The organism is Streptomyces sp. NBC_01317 (assembly GCF_035961655.1).
Taxonomy (GTDB): domain Bacteria; phylum Actinomycetota; class Actinomycetes; order Streptomycetales; family Streptomycetaceae; genus Streptomyces.
The window spans coordinates 1,323,196-1,339,542 of the sequence record NZ_CP108393.1 but is presented as its reverse complement, the minus strand read 5'-3'; the positions used below and the strand labels follow the sequence as shown (position 1 = coordinate 1,339,542).

13 protein-coding genes are annotated in these 16,347 nt (G+C 71.1%); 12 read left to right on the top strand and 1 reads right to left on the bottom strand.

Annotated elements, in window-relative coordinates; genetic code table 11:
- Nucleotides 1–235 precede the first annotated feature (235 nt).
- Complete coding sequence (locus OG349_RS05685) at nt 236–1,417, top strand: ROK family transcriptional regulator (protein WP_161307521.1); 1,182 nt, start codon at nt 236–238, stop codon at nt 1,415–1,417.
- Here the strand turns inward: OG349_RS05685 and OG349_RS05680 are convergent.
- The gene (locus OG349_RS05680; RefSeq protein ID WP_327233538.1) at nt 1,389–1,634 is read right to left on the bottom strand and encodes a hypothetical protein; all 246 of its coding nucleotides are present in this window, start codon (nt 1,632–1,634) and stop codon (nt 1,389–1,391) included. The genes OG349_RS05685 and OG349_RS05680 overlap by 29 nt on opposite strands.
- A gap of 141 nt (nt 1,635–1,775) precedes the next feature.
- Here OG349_RS05680 and OG349_RS05675 point away from each other — a divergent pair, with 141 nt between their 5' ends.
- The 11 genes from OG349_RS05675 to OG349_RS05625 all read left to right on the top strand — a co-directional run bounded on the left by OG349_RS05675 (nt 1,776) and on the right by OG349_RS05625 (nt 16,346).
- Nucleotides 1,776–3,308: a sugar ABC transporter ATP-binding protein gene (locus OG349_RS05675; protein ID WP_327233537.1), complete on the top strand. Its 1,533-nt coding sequence runs from the start codon at nt 1,776–1,778 to the stop codon at nt 3,306–3,308.
- Nucleotides 3,305–4,378 (top strand): ABC transporter permease, encoded by a 1,074-nt coding sequence (locus OG349_RS05670; RefSeq protein ID WP_327233536.1) that lies wholly within the window; start codon nt 3,305–3,307, stop codon nt 4,376–4,378. The genes OG349_RS05675 and OG349_RS05670 overlap by 4 nt, the downstream gene beginning before the upstream one ends.
- A 57-nt stretch (nt 4,379–4,435) precedes the next feature.
- Nucleotides 4,436–5,479, top strand: a complete 1,044-nt coding sequence (locus OG349_RS05665) for a substrate-binding domain-containing protein (RefSeq protein ID WP_327233535.1) — start codon at nt 4,436–4,438, stop codon at nt 5,477–5,479.
- 71 nt (nt 5,480–5,550) lie between these two features.
- Nucleotides 5,551–6,768: a Gfo/Idh/MocA family protein gene (locus OG349_RS05660; protein WP_327233534.1), complete on the top strand. Its 1,218-nt coding sequence runs from the start codon at nt 5,551–5,553 to the stop codon at nt 6,766–6,768.
- A 10-nt stretch (nt 6,769–6,778) separates the two neighbouring features.
- Entirely contained in the window at nt 6,779–7,783 is a 1,005-nt protein-coding gene (locus OG349_RS05655; protein WP_161307515.1) for a sugar phosphate isomerase/epimerase family protein, read from the top strand.
- A 329-nt stretch (nt 7,784–8,112) separates the two neighbouring features.
- A complete protein-coding gene (locus OG349_RS05650; protein WP_327233533.1) occupies nt 8,113–11,802 on the top strand; it encodes a ThuA domain-containing protein in 3,690 nt (1,229 codons plus the stop codon).
- Nucleotides 11,803–11,907: 105 nt separating this feature from the next.
- The gene (locus OG349_RS05645) at nt 11,908–13,041 is read left to right on the top strand and encodes an inositol-3-phosphate synthase (protein ID WP_327233532.1); all 1,134 of its coding nucleotides are present in this window, start codon (nt 11,908–11,910) and stop codon (nt 13,039–13,041) included.
- Complete coding sequence (locus OG349_RS05640) at nt 13,038–14,030, top strand: SCO3242 family prenyltransferase (protein ID WP_327233531.1); 993 nt, start codon at nt 13,038–13,040, stop codon at nt 14,028–14,030. The genes OG349_RS05645 and OG349_RS05640 overlap by 4 nt, the downstream gene beginning before the upstream one ends.
- Complete coding sequence (locus tag OG349_RS05635; RefSeq protein ID WP_327233530.1) at nt 14,027–14,881, top strand: sugar phosphate isomerase/epimerase family protein; 855 nt, start codon at nt 14,027–14,029, stop codon at nt 14,879–14,881. The genes OG349_RS05640 and OG349_RS05635 overlap by 4 nt, the downstream gene beginning before the upstream one ends.
- A complete protein-coding gene (locus OG349_RS05630) occupies nt 14,878–15,498 on the top strand; it encodes an EboA domain-containing protein (protein ID WP_327233529.1) in 621 nt (206 codons plus the stop codon). The genes OG349_RS05635 and OG349_RS05630 overlap by 4 nt, the downstream gene beginning before the upstream one ends.
- Nucleotides 15,498–16,346 (top strand): TatD family hydrolase, encoded by an 849-nt coding sequence (locus OG349_RS05625; RefSeq protein WP_327233528.1) that lies wholly within the window; start codon nt 15,498–15,500, stop codon nt 16,344–16,346. The genes OG349_RS05630 and OG349_RS05625 overlap by 1 nt, the downstream gene beginning before the upstream one ends.
- The last annotated feature ends 1 nt before the right edge of the window (nt 16,347 follow it).

Below are 16,347 nucleotides of genomic sequence, written 5' to 3'. Positions count from 1 at the left end.
CCCGCCCCCGCCACCCGGCGGACCGCTGGGCGGCAGGCAGGCAGGCAGGCAGGCAGGTAGGCAGGCCCGACGACCGCCCGGCACGAGGTCCGCTCCCACCTTTGTCCTGGGTGTGGAGAAAGTTGGCGTAGATTCCCGCTCAACTTCTTCCCACTGCGGGCAACCACTGCTACGTTCCCCTCGAAAGCAGCACGACGGACACAGCCGACACGGCGGGGAGGGGCGCGTGAGACGTATGACCGCACGACCCGCGAACGCGCACCAGGCGCGACTGCTCAGGCTGTTGCGTGACGGTGGGCCCAACTCCCGCGCGCAGCTCGGCGATCAGGTGGATCTCTCCCGTTCCAAGCTCGCCGTCGAGGTCGACCGGCTGCTGGAGACCGGGCTGGTGGTCGCCGACGGGCTCGCCGCCTCGCGGGGCGGGCGGCGTTCGCACAACATCCGGCTCGCTCCGGCCCTGCGCTTCCTCGGCGTCGACATCGGCGCCACCTCGATCGATGTGGCCGTCACCAACGCCGAGTTGGAGGTCCTGGGGCATCTCAACCACCCCATGGACGTCCGCGAGGGACCCGTCGCCGTCTTCGAGCAGGTGCTCGCCATGGCGGCCAAGCTCAAAGTCTCCGGTCTCGCCGAGGAGTTCGACGGAGCCGGCATCGGGGTGCCGGGGCCCGTCCGCTTCCCCGAGGGGGTGCCCGTCGCGCCGCCGATCATGCCCGGCTGGGACGGCTTCCCGGTACGGGAGGCGCTCAGCCAGGAACTCGGCTGCCCGGTCATGGTCGACAACGACGTGAACCTGATGGCCATGGGGGAGCAGCACGCGGGCGTGGCCCGCTCCGTGGGCGACTTCCTCTGCATAAAGATCGGTACGGGTATCGGCTGCGGCATCGTGGTCGGTGGCGAGGTCTACCGGGGGACGACCGGAAGCGCCGGCGACATCGGACACATCCAGGTCGAACCGGACGGCCGGGCCTGCGCCTGCGGCAACAAGGGGTGCCTGGAAGCCCACTTCGGTGGTGCCGCGCTCGCCCGCGACGCCGAGGACGCCGCCCGTACCGGACGCTCGCCCGAACTCGCCGCACGGCTCGGCGCGGCGGGGCGGCTCACCGCCGTCGACGTCGCCGCGGCCGCCGCCGCCGGTGATCCCACCGCGCTCGACCTGATCCGTGAGGGCGGAAACAGGCTGGGGCAGGTCATCGCCGGGCTCGTCAGCTTCTTCAACCCGGGGCTCGTGGTGATCGGCGGCGGGGTGACCGGGCTCGGCCACACGCTGCTGTCGAGTGTCCGCACCCAGGTCTACCGCCAGTCGTTGCCGCTGGCCACCGGCAATCTCCCCATAGTCCTGGGGGAGTTGGGACCGGTCGCCGGAGTCACCGGCGCGGCCCGGCTCATCAGCGACCACCTGTTCTCGCCGGCCTGACGGGCCGGTAGGCACCACCGCGTGACCCGGCCCCACAGGCCGGTGAGTACCACCGCGTCACCCGCACCATCCGTACGAGCCGCACCATCCGTACGAGCCGCGTCACCCGCACCACCCGCACCACCTGTACGAGCCGCACCACCCGTACGTGCACGAGCCGCACCGCCCGCACCACCAGCACCGTACGCACACCGCACAGGCACACGTACCCGCACACGCCCAGATCACGCGCACCACACCACCGCGCCGTACGCAAGCGACACCGCACACCGCACCACCCACCCGTACGCCGGTTCCGCGCTGCCCGCAGCGCACCGCCCTGCCCGCGCAACGGCCGCATCCGCCGAGGGGATACGCCATGGCACCAGCTCCACCGGAAACCGTTCTGCTCACCATGTCCGGCATCACCAAACTGTTCCCCGGTGTCCGGGCCCTCGACGGCGTCGACCTGGAAGTCCAGGCGGGGGAGGTCCACTGCCTGCTCGGCCAGAACGGCGCGGGCAAGTCCACGCTCATCAAGGTCCTCGCCGGGGCCCACCAGCCCGACGGCGGTGTGATCACCTGGCAGGGCGAGGCCGTCACCCTCAAGTCACCCATCGCCGCCATGCGGCTCGGCATCGCGACCATCTACCAGGAACTCGACCTGGTCGAGGGCCTGTCGGTCGCCGAGAACATCTTCCTCGGGCACGAGCCGACCACCGCCGGCTTCGTGGTCAAGGGCCGCGAGGCCAGGACCAGGGCGACCGCGCTGCTCAAGCGGCTCGGGCACCCGGAGATCCAGGCGCACCGGCCCGTCGGCTCGCTCTCCGCCGCCCAGCAGCAGATCGTCTCGATGGCTCGCGCCCTCTCCCACGAGGTACGGCTCATCGTGATGGACGAGCCGTCCGCGGCGCTCGACCCCGACGAGGTCAACAACCTCTTCCGGATCGTCTCCACCCTCACCGCCGACGGTGTGGCCGTGGTCTACATCTCCCACCGGCTGGAGGAGATCCGCCGCATCGGGGACCGCGTCACGGTCATCAAGGACGGCAGGACCGTCGCCGTCGGCCTCCCCGCGAAGGAGACACCGACGCGCGAGGTCGTGGCGCTGATGACGGGCCGTAACGTCGAGTACGTCTTCCCCGAGCGCCCCGCCCCGGTCGACGCGCCGAGCGGCGAACCCGTCCTTCGGGTCGAAGGGCTCGCCAGGGAAGGGGAGTTCGCCCCCGTCGACCTCGAACTGAGGCCCGGTGAGATCGTCGGCCTCGCGGGGCTCGTCGGCTCGGGACGCTCCGAGATCCTGGAGACGATCTACGGCGCCCGCAAACCCACCGCCGGGCGTGTGCTGGTCAACGGTGTCGTGCTGCGGCCCGGCAGTGTGCGCGCCGCGGTCCGCGCCGGACTCGGGCTCGCACCCGAAGAGCGCAAGGCCCAGGGCCTGTTGATGCTGGAGTCCGTCACCCGCAACGTGTCGGTCTCCTCCCTCTCCCGTTTCTCGCGGGCCGGCTGGCTCGACCACGCGGCGGAGCGCACCGCGGCCAGGAAGGCCGTCAGGGAACTCTCCCTGCGTCCCGACAACCCCGAAGTGCCCATCCGTACCCTCTCCGGAGGAAACCAGCAGAAGGCGGTCCTCGCCCGCTGGTTGCTGCGCGGCTGCCGGGTCCTGCTCCTGGACGAACCGACCCGCGGGGTCGACGTCGGCGCGCGCGCCGAGCTCTATGCCGTGATCCGGCGGTTGGCCGACGAAGGCCTCGCCGTCCTGCTCGTCTCCAGTGAGGTCCCCGAAGTCCTGGGCCTCGCCGACCGGGTGCTGGTGCTCCGCGAAGGGCAGGTCGTCCACCGGGCGCCGGCCCAGGAGCTCGACGAGCACCGTGTACTCGACCTCGTGATGGAAGGGAGCCCGACGCCATGAAACAGCCTGCCTCCGAGGCGCGGCAGGGCGGGCCGGATGCCGCGGCCGCCTCGCAACCGCCCTCGACCGTGACCTCCGCCGACTCCGCCAAGGACCAGGAGCCGAAGGGAAACCGGCCCTCGTTGGGGCTGCGGCTCGACGTCCGCAGCCTCTCGCTGCTCGGTGTGCTCCTGGCGCTGGTCGTCGTCGGTGGCATCACCAAACCGGACCAGTTCCTGGACACCAACAACCTCCAGCTGATCCTCACCCAGGCGTCGATCATCGGTGTCGTCACCGTCGGCATGACGTTCGTCATCACCAGTGGGGGCATCGACCTCTCGGTCGGTGCGATCGTGGCCCTCGCCTCGGTGTGGGCCACCACGCTCGCCACCCAGGAGTTCGGCTTCATCGGGATCCTCTTCACCGCGATGGTGGTGGGGCTCGCCTGCGGCCTGGTGAACGGACTGCTCATCGCGTACGGCGGGATGGTGCCGTTCATCGCGACCCTCGCGATGCTCGCCTCCGCCCGCGGTCTGGCCCTCCAGATCACCGACGGCAAGACGCAGATCGTCACCGTGAACTCCGTGCTCGACCTCGGTATCCCCGACTCCTACGTCCTGGGGATCCCGCCGCTCGTCCTGGTCTTCGCGGCGGTCACGGTCGTCGGCTGGCTCGTGCTGAACCGTACGACCTTCGGCCGGCGCACCGTCGCCGTCGGCGGCAACGCCGAGGCCGCGCGCCTGGCGGGCATCGACGTCCGCCGGCAGCGGCTCTACCTCTACCTGCTCTCCGGGCTCTGCTGCGGCATCGCGGCCTTCCTGCTGATCGTCCTGGCCGGCTCGGGACAGAACACCAACGGGAACCTGTACGAGCTGGACGCCATCGCCGCGGCGATCATCGGCGGCACCCTGCTCAGCGGCGGCCGCGGCACCATCGTCGGCTCCGTCCTCGGTGTCCTCGTCTTCACCACGATCACCAACATCTTCGCCCTGAACAACCTCCAGAGCGATGTCCAGCAGATCGCCAAGGGCGCCATCATCGTCGCCGCCGTACTGGTCCAGCGCCGCACTTTGCGCAACGGCGAGGCCTGACTCCCGGTCTCGTATCCGCTCCCGAACGTCCCGCACCGTCCGAAGGGTTGAACCGCCATGCCAGAAACCAGCCGTAGAGGAATGCTCTTCGGCACCGCAGCGATCTCCGCGGGTGCCCTCCTCACCGCCTGCACCAGCAACGAGCCCGACAAGAAGGAGACGGCGGCGACGAACAACCAGCCGGCCGCCGCGGACGACAAGCCCGGCAAGCCGGTCACCATCGGCTTCGCCGGCCCCCAGGCCGACCACGGCTGGCTCGCCGCGATCAACACCAACGCCAAGTCGCGTGCCGAGAAGTACTCCGAGGTGACCCTCGACATCACCGAGGGCTCCAACGACACCGCGGCCCAGATCGGCCAGGTCGAGACGCTGATCAACAAAAAGGTCGACGTCCTGGTGATCCTGCCGACCGACGGCAAGGCGCTCACCCAGGTCGGTCTCAAGGCGATGCGCGCCGGCATCCCGGTCATCAACCTCGACCGGATCTTCGCCAGCCCGCAGGCGTACCGCTGCTACATCGGCGGCGACAACTACGGCATGGGCGTCAGCGCCGGGAACTACATCGGCGAGAAGCTCAAGGGCAAGTCGAACGCCAAGGTCATCGAGCTGGCCGGGATCGACGCCCTGGAGCTGACGCAGCAGCGCAGCCAGGGCTTCAAGGACGCCCTCAAGAACTACCCGAACATCAAGCTCGTCGCCCGCCAGGCGGCCGACTTCACGGTCGAGTCCGGCCAGGCCAAGATGGCGCAGCTGCTCCAGGCGCAGTCCAGCTTCGACGCCCTGTGGAACCACGACGACGACCAGGGCGTGGGCGCGCTGCGCGCCATCCAGCAGGCGGGTCGCAAGGACTTCCTGATGGTCGGCGGCGCCGGTGCCAAGTCGGCGATGGACGCGATCAAGGCCGACAACAGCGTCGTCAAGGCGACCGTGCTCTACCCGCCCACCATGGCGGCCTCGGCCATCGACCTGGCGCGCGCGCTCGGCCAGGCCAAGGGCATCGGCGGCCTGGCGGAGCTGGAGATCCCGGCGTCCGTGACCCTCTTCTCGGCCGTGGTCGACAAGACGAACGTCGACCAGTACCTGCCGACGGGCTTCAGCTGACCGGGCCCGGGGCCGGGCCCGCCCCGGCCTTAGGCCGCCCCCACCAGCGAAAGAGACGAGGAGTACTCCGTATGACCCCCAGGGAAGCGTCGGAGAAGGAGGCCGGCGCACCGCCGGTGCTCGGTATCGGCATGGTCGGGTACGCGTTCATGGGCGCCGCCCACTCGCAGGGGTGGCGTACCGCGGGACATGTGTTCGACCTGCCGCTGCGGCCCGCGCTCGCCGCGATCTGCGGCCGGGACGCGAGCTCCGTGGAGGCCGCCGCGCGCAAGCACGGCTGGGCCGCCACCGAGACCGACTGGCGTGCGCTCATCGCACGCGACGACGTGCAGGTGGTCGACATCTGCACGCCCGGGGACAGTCACGCGGAGATCGCCATCGCCGCGCTGGAGGCGGGGAAGCACGTCCTGTGCGAGAAGCCGCTGGCCAATTCCGTGGCCGAGGCGGAGGCCATGGTGCGCGCCGCGGAAGCGGCGCGTGAGCGGGGCCAGTTGGCCATGGTCGGCTTCAACTACCGCCGGGTGCCGGCCATCGCGTACGCCCGGACGCTGATCGCCGAGGGCCGGCTCGGCACGCTGCGGCACGTCCGGGTCACCTACCTCCAGGACTGGCTGGTCGACCCGGCGTTCCCGCTGACCTGGCGGCTCAAGCGTGAGCACGCCGGGTCCGGGGCGCTGGGCGACCTGGGGGCGCACATCGTCGACCTCGCGCAGTTCCTGACGGGGGAGCCGCTGGTAGGGGTGTCGGCGCTGGCCGAGACCTTCGTGAAGGAACGGCCGGTGCTCTCCGGGGCGTCGGCCGGTCTCTCGGCCACCGGCGGCGGTGAGACGGGTCCGGTGACCGTGGACGACGCGGCGCTGTTCACCGGACGGCTCGCCTCGGGGGCGCTGGCGTCCTTCGAGGCGACCCGGATGGCGGCGGGGCGCAAGAACGCGCTCCACCTGGAGATCAACGGCGAGCTGGGCTCGCTCGCCTTCGATCTGGAGCGGCTCAACGAGCTGTCGTTCCACGACCACACCGAGCCCGCGGTCACGTCCGGCTTCCGCCGGATCCTCGTGACCGAGTCCGAGCACCCGTACCTGGAGGCGTGGTGGCCGCCGGGCCACGCGCTCGGCTACGAGCACACGTTCGTGCACCAGGCCCGCGACCTGGTCGAGGCGGTGGCCGCCGGGAAGGATCCGGCGCCGTCCTTCGCCGACGGGCTCCAGGTGCAGCGGGTGCTCGCCGCGGTCGAGGACAGTGCCGCCAAGAACGCCGTCTACACCCCCGTACCGCAGCAGCACGCCTAGGAGGTAGCGCATGCCACGTCCGTTCACTCTCTTTACCGGCCAGTGGGCCGATCTGCCCCTGGAGGAAGTCTGCCGCCTCGCCCGGGACTTCGGGTACGACGGCCTGGAACTCGCCTGCTGGGGTGACCACTTCGAGGTCGACAAGGCACTCGCCGACCCGGGCTACCTGGCCGGGCGTCACCAGCTGCTCGACAAGTACGGGCTCAAGTGCTGGGCGATCTCCAACCACTTGGTGAGCCAGGCGGTCTGCGACAGCATCATCGACGAGCGCCACCAGGGCATCCTCCCGTCCCGCATCTGGGGCGACGGGGAGCCCGAGGGCGTCAGGCAGCGCGCCGCCGCCGAGATCAAGGACACCGCGCGGGCCGCGGCCGCGTTCGGGGTCAACACGGTCATCGGCTTCACCGGCTCGTCCATCTGGCACCTGCTGGCGATGTTCCCGCCGGTGCCGCCCGCCATGATCGAGCGGGGGTACGAGGACTTCGCGGAGCGCTGGAACCCGATCCTCGACGTCTTCGACGCGGAGGGCGTGCGGTACGCCCACGAGGTGCACCCGGGCGAGATCGCGTACGACTACTGGACCACGCACCGCGCGCTGGAGGCCGTCGGCCACCGGCCCGCGTTCGGGCTGAACTTCGACCCGAGCCATTTCGTCTGGCAGGACCTGGACCCGGTCGGGTTCCTCTACGACTTCCGCGACCGGATCTACCACGTCGACTGCAAGGAGGCGCGCAAGCGCCTCGACGGCCGCAACGGCCGGCTCGGCTCGCACCTGCCCTGGGGCGACCCGCGGCGCGGCTGGGACTTCGTGTCCGCCGGCCACGGTGACGTGCCGTGGGAGGACGTCTTCCGGATGCTGGGGTCGATCTCGTACGAGGGCCCCATCTCGGTCGAGTGGGAGGACGCGGGCATGGACCGGCTGGCCGGCGCGCCCGAGGCCCTCAGGGACCTCAAGCGGTTCGACTTCGACCTGCCGACGGCGTCCTTCGACGCGGCGTTCGGCGGCGGCGAGTAGCAGAAGGTTCCGCACTGTCCTCGATCGCCGGGCGGGCCCGGTTCGGCCCGCCCGGCGATCGAGGCTGAGGCATGCCCGATTCCCGCTTTGTCCTGGGGCTGGAAAAAGTAGAACTTCACCTCTGCGCAAGGCCTTTCCGTTCGGGACGAACCCCGCTACCGTCCACTGAGGTGTACAGGACAGCGAGCTTCCGGTGTGACGGCGCACACCGAGGAAGAAGCAGTTGTCCCGGGGACCGGTGCAGGACGAGCACCGACCCCGCGAAGCGGACGTGAAGTTCCGCGTCCCTTCAACTCGCAGTACGAACAGCCCACTTGTGGAGGACTTTCGTGCACAGAAAACGCCCTAGAGCCAGATCCCTCCTCGCCCTCCTGACCGGCGCCCTGCTCGCCGGTTCGAGCCTCAGCGCCGTACCAGCGACCGCCCACGAGCCGGAGCCGCCGGCGGCGGCCGAAAGCTTTCAGCAGGTGACCCTCGCCAAGGGGGCCGCCGAGGTGGGCGAGCCGATGTCGCTCGCCGTCCTGCCGGACCGGCAGGTGCTCCACACCTCACGTGACGGCACCCTGCGCATCACCGACGCCGAGGGCAACACCACGGTCTCCGGCTCGCTGGAGGTCTACAACCACGACGAGGAAGGCCTCCAAGGCGTCGGCGTGGACCCGGACTTCGCGGAGAACCGGGCCATCTACCTGTTCTATGCACCGAAGCTCAGCACCCCGGCCGGCGACGCCCCCGAGAACGGCACCGCCGCCGACTTCGCGCCCTTCGACGGGTACAACCGCCTCTCCCGCTTCACCCTGAACGCGGACGGCACCCTCGACAAGGCGAGCGAGAAGAAGGTCCTCGACGTCAGCACCTCGCGCGGCACCTGCTGCCACGTCGGCGGTGACATCGCCTTCGACGCGGACGGCAACCTGTACCTGTCGACCGGCGACGACACCAACCCGTTCGCCTCCGATGGCTACACCCCGATCGACGAACGGACGGACCGCAACCCGGCGTTCGACGCGCAGCGCAGCTCGGGCAACACCAACGACCTCCGCGGCAAGGTGCTGCGCATCAAGGTCGCCGAGGACGGCTCGTACACGATCCCGGAGGGCAACCTCTTCGCCCCCGGTACGGAGAAGGCGCGGCCCGAGATCTACGCGATGGGGTTCCGCAATCCGTTCCGCATCAACGTCGACCAGAAGACCGGCATCGTGTACGTCGGTGACTACGGCCCCGACGCGGGCGCCGCGTCCCCGACCCGCGGCCCGGCCGGACAGGTCGAATTCGCCCGGGTGACCAAGGCCGGCAACTTCGGCTGGCCGTACTGCACCGGCGACAACGACCCGTTCATCGACTACGACTTCGCGACGAAGGTCTCCGGCGCCGCCTTCGACTGCGCCGCGCCGAAGAACAATTCGCCGCACAACACCGGGCTGACCGACCTGCCCCCGGCCGAGGCGGCCTGGCTGCCCTACGACGGCGGCAGCGTCCCCGAGCTGGGCTCCGGCTCCGAGTCCCCGATGGGCGGTCCCGTCTACCGGTACGACGCCGGCCTGGACTCTCCGGTCAAGTTCCCCGAGTCCTACGACGGCGACTTCTTCGCCGGTGAGTTCGGCCGCCAGTGGATCAAGCGGATCGAGCAGGACGAGAACGGCACCATCGGCTCGATCAACCCCTTCCCCTGGACCGGCACCCAGGTCATGGACATGGAGTTCGGCCCCGACGGCGCCCTCTACGTCCTCGACTACGGCCTCTCCTGGTTCGGCGGCGACGAACACTCCGCCGTCTACCGCATCGAGAACATCACCGGCGGACGCTCGCCCGTCGCCGTGGCCACCGCGAACAAGACCTCCGGCAAGGCCCCGCTCAAGGCGACGTTCTCCTCCGCGGGCACCGAGGACGCGGACGGCGATCCGCTCACCTACGCCTGGGACTTCGGCGACGGCGGCACCTCGACCGACGCCAACCCCGCGTACACGTACAAGAAGAACGGCACCTACACCGCGACGCTCACCGTCTCGGACGGTACGGGCCGCCACGGCAGCGCGTCCGTACGCGTCGTCGTCGGCAACACCGCGCCGAAGGTGACGCTCGAACTGCCCGCCGAGGGAACGCTCTTCAACTTCGGTGACAAGCTGCCCTTCAAGGTCACGGTCACCGACCCCGAGGACGGTCCCATCGACTGCGCCAAGGTGACGATCCGTTACATCCTCGGCCACGACAACCACGGCCACCCGATCACCTCGGCCAGCGGCTGCGAAGGCACCATCACCGCGCCCGCCGACGCCGAGCACGACCCCAACGCCAACATCTTCGGGGTCATCGACGCCGAGTACACCGACGGCGGGGCCGGCGGCCAGGAAGCGCTCACCAGCCACGACCAGGCGCAGCTCCAGCCCCGTCACCGGCAGGCCGAGCACTACAACGGCTCCTCCGGCATCAAGACGTACGACAAGGCCAGCGCCAACGGCGGCAAGACCGTCGGCGACATCGACAACGACGACTGGATCTCCTTCAAGCCGTACCACCTGGCCGGGTCCAAGACCCTCACGGCCCGAGTCTCCTCCGGCGGCGCCGGCGGATTCCTCGAAGTACGGACCGGCTCCGCCACCGGCAACCTGCTGGGCTCCGCGCCCATCCCGGTCACCGGCAGCTGGGACGTCTTCCAGGACATCGACGTCCCCCTGAGGTCCGTCCCGGCCAAGACCACCGAGCTGTTCCTGGTCTTCAAGGGCGCCACCGGCCAGGGCGCGCTCTTCGACCTGGACGACTTCCAGATCAGCACCGCCGTGCCCGGCAAGACCGAGAAGCGGGTCCTGGTCTTCTCCAGGACCGCGGGCTTCCGCCACGACTCGATCCCCGAAGGGGTCGCCGCGCTCAAGGAGTTGGGGAAGACCACCGGCATCACGGTCGACTCCACCGAGACACCGGGGCAGTTCACCACCAACAACCTGGCCCGGTACGACGCGGTCGTCTTCCTCTCCACCACCGGTGACGTCCTCAACGCCGACCAGCAGAAGGCGTTCGAGAACTACGTCGCCACCGGCGGCGGGTACATGGGCGTCCACGCCGCGGCCGACACCGAGTACGACTGGTCCTTCTACGGAGGGCTGGTGGGCGCCTACTTCGAGGGCCACCCCCAGATCCAGTCGGCCACGGTGCGCGTCGAGGACAAGGACCACCCGGCCACCGCCCACCTGGACGACGAGTGGCAGCGTACGGACGAGTGGTACAACTACCGCACCAACCCGAGGACCCAGGCCAAGGTCCTCGCCACCCTGGACGAGACCACCTACCAGGGCGGCACCATGAAGGGCGACCACCCGATCGCCTGGTGCCAGACGTACGAGGGCGGCCGGGCGTTCTACACCGGCGGCGGCCACACCAAGGAGTCCTACGCGGACGCTCCGTTCCGCCAGCACCTGCTGGGCGGACTGCGCTACGCCGCCGGCCAGGTCAAGGCCGACTGCAAGCCGGACAAGGACTACCGGGCCATCTTCAACGGCAAGACCCTCGCCGGCTGGAAGCAGGGCGGCCCCGGCAAGTTCAACGTCGTGGACGGCGAGCTGCGCTCCGAGGGCGGCATGGGCCTGCTGACGTACCAGGCCAAGGAGCTCAAGTCGTACTCGCTCAAGCTCGACTGGAAGCTCGACGGGGACGACAACTCCGGTGTGTTCGTGGGCTTCCCGGCCTCCGACGACCCCTGGTCGGCGGTGAACAACGGGTACGAGGTGCAGATCGACGCCACCGACGCCCCGGACCGCACCACCGGCTCCGTCTACACCTTCAAGTCGGCCAACATCAAGGCCAGGGACCAGGTTCTGCGCCCGCCCGGGCAGTGGAACAACTACGAGATCCGCGTGCAGGGTGAACGTCTCCAGATCTTCCTGAACGGCGTGAAGATCAACGACTTCACCAACACAGATCCGGCACGCAGCCTGAAGGACGGCTACATCGGTCTCCAGAACCACGGGGCCGACGACCAGGCGTCCTTCCGCAACATCCAGCTCAAGGAACTGCCCACCCCGTAAGGGCCGGACCGTTCCGCAGGGCTGGACCGTCAGCCGGCGGCGGGCGGGGAGGCGCCGTACCCCCCGCCCGCCGTCCACCACCACACCACCGGCAGGAGGCATCCCGTGACGACGAACCGTACAGAGTCGACCGCACCGCGCACCGGAGTCTGGTTCGTCGGAGCGCGAGGCTCCGTCGCCACCACGGCCGTCGCGGGATGCGCCGCGGTCACCGCAGGACTGCACCCCGCGACGGGCATGGTCACCGAGACCCCGCCCTTCGCGGGAGCGGGACTGCCACCCCTCTCCTCCCTCGTCTTCGGCGGTCACGACACCGCCAGCTGCCCGCTGCCCAAGCGCGCCGAGGCACTCACCGCGGCGGGCGTGCTGCCGCACGGACTGCCCTCCGCGATCCACGCCGAACTCACCGCCGCCGACGACGAGATCCGCTCCGGCGGACCGCACCCCGGCGACACCCGCCCCGACGACGAGATCATCGCCGCGTTCGCCGCGGACATCACCGACTTCGCCCAACGCACCGGCGTGGTACGGACGGTGGTGGTCAACGTGTCCTCCACCGAGGCGGCCCCCGCGCCCGACGACCCACGCCTGCCCGTCAGTTCGCTCTACGCGGCGGCGGCGGTCCGGGCCGGCTGCGGCTACGTGAACTTCACCCCGTCCACCGGACTCCGTACCCCCGCCCTCACGGCCGCCGCCGCGGTCGCCGGACTTCCCCACGCCGGCCGCGACGGCAAAACGGGCCAGACGCTGCTCCGTTCCGTGCTCGCCCCCATGTTCGTCCAGCGCGCCCTGACGGTACGGGCCTGGTCCGGTACGAACCTCCTGGGCGGCGGGGACGGGGCGGCGCTGGCCGACCCGGCCGCCGCGGCGGCCAAGAACGCGGGCAAGGAGCGTGTCCTCGCCGACACCCTGGGGGCGGCCCCCGAGGGCGAGGTCCACATCGACGACGTCCCGGCGCTCGGCGACTGGAAGACCGCCTGGGACCACATCGCGTTCGACGGGTTCCTCGGCTCCCGCATGATCCTCCAGACCATCTGGCAGGGCTGCGACTCGGCGCTCGCCGCGCCGCTGGTCCTGGACCTGGCACGGCTGGTGGCGCGCGCCCACGAGACCGGGCTGACCGGCCCGCTCCCCGAACTGGGCTTCTACTTCAAGGACCCGGACGGCGGACCGGCCGCGCTGGCCGAGCAGTTCACGGAACTGCTCACCTTCGCCGACCGGCTGAAGGAGACCGCGTGAAGGTGCGCGCCTGGGCCGAACTGCTGCGTGTGTCGGCCCTGTTCACGGTCCCGGGCGACGCCCTCGCGGGGGCGGCTGCCCTGGGCGTACGGCCGGGGCGCGGCACCGCGCTGGCGGTGGGCTCCTCGCTCTGCCTGTACGAGGCGGGCATGGCGCTCAACGACTGGGCGGACCGCGAGGAGGACGCGCGGGACCGGCCCCACCGCCCGATCCCCTCGGGGCGGATCTCGCCCCGGGCGGCACTCGCCGCGGCGGGCGCGCTGACGGCGGCGGGCCTGGCCCTGGCGTCCCGGGCGGGGCGGCCGGCGCTGGTGGTGTCCACGGCGTTGGCGGCGACGGTCTGGGCGTACGACCTGAAACTCAAGCACACGCTCGCGGGACCCGCGGCGATGGGCGCGGCGCGCGCGCTGGACCTGGTCCTGGGCGCGGTGGCGACGGTGCCTTCGGCGGGGCCGTCGGTGCGCGCGGCGCTGCCTTCGGCGGCGATCCTCGGCGCGCACACCGCGGCGGTCACGACGGTGTCGCGCCGGGAGGCGGAGGGCGGCTCTACGGCGGCGCCGCTGGCCGCGCTCGCGGCGACGATCGCGCTGGGCGCGGTGACTGCGAGGCGTACGTGGAGTCCTCAATCGCCGGACAGGCTCGACGTGTTGTCCTCAATCGCCGGACGGGCTGAAAGTGCCCCCGCAGACGGTCACAAGCCCGCACTGCAAGCCCGTCCGGCGATTGAGGACACCTCCGGCCATAGGCCGCGCCTCGTCACCGCCGCCCTCACCGCGGCCTACGTCGCCACCGCCGCCAAACCCCTCGCCCACGCCGTGCTCAACCCCTCCCCGCCCCTCACCCAGCGCGCCGTCGGCGGGGGAATCCGGGCCATGATCCCGTTGCAGGGCGCGCTCGCCGCGCGCGGCGGGGCCGTCGCGGTGGGGCTCGGCGTCATGGGGCTCGTCCCGATCGCCCGCGCACTCGCCCGGAAGGTGAGCCCCACATGACCCTCCGCTTCGGATACGGCACCAACGGCCTCACCGACCTCCGCCTCGACGACGCCCTCGGGCTCCTCGCCGACCTCGGGTACGACGGCCTCGGCCTGACCCTCGACCACATGCACCTCGACCCCCTCGCCCCCGACCTCGCCGCCCGCACCCGGCGGGTCGCCCGGCGCCTGGACGAGCTGGGGCTCGGGGTCACCGTCGAGACCGGGGCGCGGTACGTCCTGGACGCCCGGCGCAAGCACGGGCCCTCCCTCCTCGACCCGGACCCCGAGGGCCGCAAGGCCCGTACGGCACTGCTGGTCACCGCCGTCCAGGTCGCCGCCGACCTCGGCGCCCACGCCGCCCACTGCTTCAGCGGGATCGTCCCCGGGGGCACGTCCCCCGACATCGCCTGGGACCGCCTCGAAGAGGCGCTCACCCCCGTCCTGGCCGCCGCCGACACCGCCGGGATCCCGCTCGCCTTCGAGCCCGAGCCCGGCCAGCTCGTCGCCGACCTGGACGGGTTCCACCGGCTCAGACACCGCCTCGGCGACCCCCCGGCCCTCGGCCTGACCCTCGACATCGGCCACTGCCAGTGCCTGGAGACCGCCTCGCCCGCCGACTGCGTCCGCGCCGCCGCGCCCTGGCTGCGGCACGTCCAGATCGAGGACATGCGGCGCGGGGTGCACGAGCACCTCCCCTTCGGCGACGGCGAGATCGACTTCCCGCCCGTGCTCGACGCCCTCGACGCCACCGGCTACCAGGGCCTGACCGTGGTCGAGCTGCCCCGCCACTCCCACGCGGGGCCCGAACTGGCCCGTACCTCCCTCGACTTCCTCCGCGCGGTCCTGACGAACGGGGTACCGGCATGACACAGATCCGCGACCAGCTCACCCCCCGGCTCGACGCGACCGCGCGCGCGTGGCTCGACGCGTCCCTCGCCCTCGCGGAAGAGGCCGCCACGGCCCATGCCGGCACCGACAACGCCGACAACGTTGCCTTCGCCCCCTGGGAGCTGCGCTTCGCCGCCGCCGGGCGCCACTGCGGCCAGGACCACGCCGACTCCGTACGGGTCCTCCTCCTGCACACCGCCCGCGCGGACCTCGCCACCCTCACCCGCCTCTACCACCAGGGCAGCGCCGCCGAACGCCGAGCCGTCCTGCTCGCCCTGCCCGAGCGCGTCGAAGGGCCCGCCGCCCTCCCGCTCACCGAGGACGCCCTGCGGACCAACGACACCCGGCTCGTCGCCGCGGCCGTCGGACCGTACGCCACCGCGCACCTCGACGCCCACGCCTGGCGGCACGCGATCCTCAAGTGCCTCTTTACCGGAGTCCCCCTCGCCGCCGTCGACGGCCTCGGCCGGCGCGCCCGAGGAGACGCCGAACTCGCCCGGATGCTCGCCGACTTCGCGGCCGAACGCACCGCCGCCGGCCGCTCCGTGCCCGCCGACCTGCCCCACGCGCTGCACCTGACCGGCGAGGAGTCCTGATGCGTATCTTCGACCCCCACATCCACATGACCTCCCGCACGACGGACGACTACGAGGCGATGTACGCCTCCGGGGTACGCGCCCTGGTCGAGCCCTCCTTCTGGCTCGGCCAGCCCCGTACCTCACCCACCAGCTTCTTCGACTACTTCGACGCCCTCCTCGGCTGGGAGCCGTTCCGCGCCGCCCAGTACGGCATCGCGCACCACTGCACCCTCGCCCTCAACCCCAAAGAGGCCAACGACCCGCGCTGCACGCCCGTCCTCGACCAGCTGCCGCGCTACCTCGTCAAGGACGGAGTGGTCGCCGTCGGCGAGATCGGCTACGACTCCATGACCCCGGCCGAGGACCACGCCCTGGCCGCCCAGTTGCAGCTCGCCGCCAACCACGGCCTGCCCGCGCTCGTCCACACCCCCCACCGCGACAAGCTCGTGGGCCTGCGCCGCACCATCGACGCCGTCCGCGAGTCCGCCCTCGCCCCGGACCGCGTCCTGCTCGACCACCTCAACGAGACGACGGTCAAGGAGGCCGCGCAGAGCGGGAGTTGGCTCGGGTTCTCCATCTATCCCGACACCAAGATGGACGAGGACCGCATGGTCGCCGTCCTCAAGGCCCACGGCACCGAGAAGGTCCTCGTCAACTCCGCAGCCGACTGGGGCAAGAGCGACCCGCTCAAGACCCGCAAGGTCGCCGACGCCATGCTCGCCGCCGGGTTCACCGACGACGACGTGGACCAGGTCCTGTGGCGCAACCCCGTCGCCTTCTACGGCCTCAGCGGCCGGCTCCAGCTCGACGTACCGGCCCCGGAAGCCCTGCACGAGGGCAACTCCATCCTCCGCGGCGGGGAGTGAG